Here is a 3,835-nt window from a genome sequence, read left to right on the forward strand (position 1 = left end):
CCTCCTTTATCTTGTCAACTATTTTTCCAAAAAATATTTGGGACTGCTTTTGAGTCTCAATCAAAGCCTTAGAGAATAAGGGTTTTAGGGTATAGTATTCCTGGAAGTCACTAAGGAAGCAATAAAAGTTGTGAGGAATTCTGGTGTTTTGCCGCCCTGGCTGGTTTTAGATCCACTGTTGCGTGGCTGGTTGATGGAAGATATTGGCAGGGGCGATCGCACAACAAATACGCTATTAGTAGAAGATGTGACGCTAGGATCGGCTAAATGGATAGCTAAAGCTTCAGGGATAATTGCTGGCTTACCAGTTGCAGCTAGAGTGTTTCAGATATTGAATGAAAAAGTCAGCTTTGTGGCGGTTGCGGCTGAAGGTGCATGGTGTGAGCCGGGACAGGTTGTAGCTGAAATACATGGTACGTTGGATGCGCTGCTGATGGGGGAACGGGTGGCGCTCAACTTGGCTATGCGGTTGAGTGGAATTGCTACGCTGACTAATATATATGTAGAAAAAATTGCTGATTTCCCTGCTCAGTTGGTGGATACGCGTAAAACTACACCAGGGCTGAGATTGTTAGAAAAGTACGCGACTGCTTTGGGTGGGGCGATTAATCACCGCATGGGGTTGGATGATGCGGTGATGATTAAGGATAATCACATTGCGGCGGCTGGGGGAATTGGAGAAGCAGTTACCCGTATTCGTTCTCAGATACCTTATCCATTGACAATTGAGGTGGAGACGGAAAGTTTAGAGCAGGTGAAAGAAGCTTTGAAGCATAACGCTGACATTATTATGTTGGATAATATGCCTTTGGATATGATGTGTCAGGCGGTGCAGTTGATTCGCCAGCAGGATAGCCGGGTGAAAATTGAAGCTTCGGGGAATGTGACTTTGGAAACGATTCGCGGTGTGGCAGAGACGGGTATTGACTATATTTCTAGCAGTGCGCCAATTACTCAGTCGAAGTGGCTGGATTTGAGTATGAGGATTGTATTTTAATTGTCAAAATGTCAGTAAAAGTTTAATCGCTTTTTTTCTTCCTGCACCTGAGCGACGAATTCTTGGGCTGCTGATTAAACTCCTCTGTTCCAGGTCTGCAATCCCTTTATTGATTGTTCTGTAGTTACATCCAAACAATTTACTTATATATCGGATACCACCGTAACCAAGCTTTTTCGCTTCAATAGAATGCATCTCGCCGACGGTCTTTCTCAGACATTGATTCATAGTAAGATTGCATCTGCTTTTCTATCATTGGAGAGTAGATTCTCATCACGATCCTGCACCCAGTTAACCCACAAATTCAATCTACTATGCCCTGCCACTAGTTTTGCACTTTATTTAATCCGTATTCCTTAGTGAAAAACGACATTAATCTGTTAAGAGTGACAAATAATTAGGGTTCTACCGCTCTCTTTATGAAAAAATTATAAAAAAAATGAATAAAACTATAAAAAAATCTTAAGAATAAATGGCTAAAACTCTTGCTAAGTAAAGTTTTTTGGCATTTCAAGTTCTACGCGATCGTTAACTGGTATTTAATAAGAATATCATAAATGAAATTTTTGGGTGCCAGCCATGACATTAGCTATTGAAAAAATATTGAATATACCAGGGATGAAGGTATTAAATTGTCAGGAATTTGAAGGTATATGAATAATTATAGAAATCGAGGCAGAAACGAATTATTGTACTTGTCACAAGTGTGGGACTCTAAGTCAAAGCATACACCCAAACCATTGGCGAACAGTTCAAGATTTACGGTGGAGTGTCAAAACAGTATTACTCCGAATAAATCGCCGTCAGTTTAGTTTAGATGTAAAAACTGTCGTAAAGCCAATAGTTGAGAATTTAAATTTTGTCGATAAACAACGAGGATATACAAAAAGATTAGCTATTGATATAGTTAAGCAAGTATTAGATAGTAGTATTCGTAGTGTTGCAGAAAGGAATGACCTGACTGAAGAAGAAGTAGAATCTATGCTAACGTTGCAAGCATCTCAGATTAATGAAATAGATTTAAGTCTCGTGAAACGAATAGGAATCGATGAAATAGCATTGGTAAAAGGTCAAGGAAATTACTTAGCAATAATAGTAGATTTATACAAAAATCAGCCGATTGCAATCTTACAGTCACGACGTAGCGAAGAATTGCGTAAACTCTTTGAGGAGTGGGGTTCTGTGATTCTATTTCAAGTAGAAGAAGTTAGCATTGACCTCTGGTCTCCATACAAAAATATAGTGATGGAATTGATGCCGAATGCTGATATTACCGCTGAGAGATTCCATGTGATGAAACAAGTCACTGATGAATTAGATACGGCACGGAAGTTAGAGAAAAAGTCAGCAGAGAAGTTAGATAATCAGCAAGAGAAAAAAAGAGTATTAGCTGGATTATCTAAAAGTAAATACAGCTTGTTGAAAAATGAGGAATCGCTCAATGAGAAACAGAAATTAAAATTAGATTTGGTTAAAAGTGTGTCACCAAATCTTGCCAATATGCATCAATTAAAAGAAGATTTGAGAAACATATTTGAAACATCTAAATCTTGGGGAGATGGAGTGATAAAAATGCTAGACTAGATACATGATGCTATTTCATATTTCCCCAAAAGTACAGGAACAATTACTAGGTGCTTTGGAGAGATTGTTTGTTATTTAGACCTACGCACAACGAATGGAATAGTTGAAGGTATTAACAGCTGTAATCCAACCCGTTCCCCTAAACCGTTCTAAAAATCGGGTAATTTTTGATGAATCTGGATGAATTGTTATACCAGAGTCAGCATAAATAAGCCGAGCTTGACCAATCAACCACTTTGTAAATGCGATCGCTACCTCCAATATCTCACTTTGTACGATAGTTTCCGGTATGCGATCATCAACAATGGCATTCACACAATGGACAATGAGAGCAATTCTAGCTGCTCTCTCTTTTGCTTTTGGATAAATGGCTCTCAATGCGGAATTTGGTTCAGTAACTTTCTGCTTTTCACACCAACAATGCCATTCCTTCCAAACTTGTTGCCTACTTAGATTCAGTTGGTAAGTCTTAGACGGCAAGTTTTCTAAGTTCTTGTAAAGTTTTTGAAGCAATACTGAGAGGTTATGGGTTGTTTTAGCACCTGGTGGTGGCATTTCGGTTAATGGTAGCTGAATCCACAGATATCTAGACCAAAACCCGTCGTCTTCTTCCAAATTACTCATCTGCCTTCGCAAAACACAGGGCTGAATCGTTCCTACTACACTTACAGATGTACGAGATATCGATACTCTAGGTCTAGTTGTGCGGTTAATTTTGATAGGTTTACCGTCATAAGCAGAGAGCCATTTCTGGCGATCATTACCTCGACCTTGAGGGCGGTACTGATTAAATCCAGCAAATAATCCTGCCAATTCATCGATCGCAACAATAACTCCTCGATTTGGTTGCTTGCTAAGGCAATCAGCGATCGCCTCTAAAGTTGCATCTTGAAGGTAATATTCCCGTGGAACTGGTTCAGTGGGCATATCCCTCTTCTCATCTTTCGAGAGTTTGTGCCATTCGGCTAATTCTTTTTTATACTGTGCTAAGTTACGGTGATAAGTGTCTTCAGCATCTGCCTGCAACTCTTCAAGCGGATTCAGTATGCTATTCAAAATCGGTGATTTTGTAGCTCCTGTCTCACCAACCAAACCCATCCACAGAATTGGGGCTGGGCGGAAGTTTGTACCAGCATCAATTTCGATACAGGTATTAACGGTTCTTGCGTACATAGCGTGCTAAAATATTAATATTTATAGGAATATTTTTGAGTAAAGCTAATTATGAAAAGAATAATGACCCAACTCTTAAAT

Annotated in this window: 3 protein-coding genes and 1 pseudogene; 2 read left to right on the forward strand and 2 right to left on the reverse strand. The window is 39.3% G+C overall.

Annotated features, from left to right (window positions below; all coding sequences use genetic code 11):
- Positions 1-130: 130 nt before the first annotated feature.
- Positions 131-997: a carboxylating nicotinate-nucleotide diphosphorylase gene (nadC, locus tag HWQ41_RS20485; protein WP_292766761.1), complete on the forward strand. Its 867-nt coding sequence runs from the start codon at positions 131-133 to the stop codon at positions 995-997.
- A gap of 3 nt (positions 998-1,000) precedes the next feature.
- Here the strand turns inward: nadC and HWQ41_RS20490 are convergent, their stop codons facing one another.
- A complete protein-coding gene (locus tag HWQ41_RS20490; RefSeq protein ID WP_292766764.1) occupies positions 1,001-1,192 on the reverse strand; it encodes a hypothetical protein in 192 nt (63 codons plus the stop codon).
- Positions 1,193-1,576: 384 nt separating this feature from the next.
- Here HWQ41_RS20490 and HWQ41_RS20495 point away from each other — a divergent pair.
- Positions 1,577-2,701 (forward strand): annotated as a pseudogene (locus HWQ41_RS20495) (ISL3 family transposase); the annotation flags it as partial.
- On the opposite strand, the gene HWQ41_RS20500 reads toward HWQ41_RS20495, so the two are convergent.
- A complete protein-coding gene (locus tag HWQ41_RS20500) occupies positions 2,663-3,754 on the reverse strand; it encodes a DUF3987 domain-containing protein (RefSeq protein ID WP_292766767.1) in 1,092 nt (363 codons plus the stop codon). The pseudogene HWQ41_RS20495 and the gene HWQ41_RS20500 sit on opposite strands and share 39 nt — an antisense overlap.
- Positions 3,755-3,835 lie beyond the last annotated feature (81 nt).

The sequence above is a fragment of the Nostoc sp. NOS(2021) genome (assembly GCF_017115025.1).
GTDB lineage: Bacteria > Cyanobacteriota > Cyanobacteriia > Cyanobacteriales > Nostocaceae > Nostoc.

Excerpts from the sequence above, each read along its gene's own strand:
- HWQ41_RS20490 (WP_292766764.1), bottom strand. The coding sequence starts at position 1,192 with ATGCATTCTATTGAAGCGAAAAAGCTTGGTTACGGTGGTATCCGATAT.
- HWQ41_RS20500 (WP_292766767.1), bottom strand. The coding sequence starts at position 3,754 with ATGTACGCAAGAACCGTTAATACCTGTATCGAAATTGATGCTGGTACA.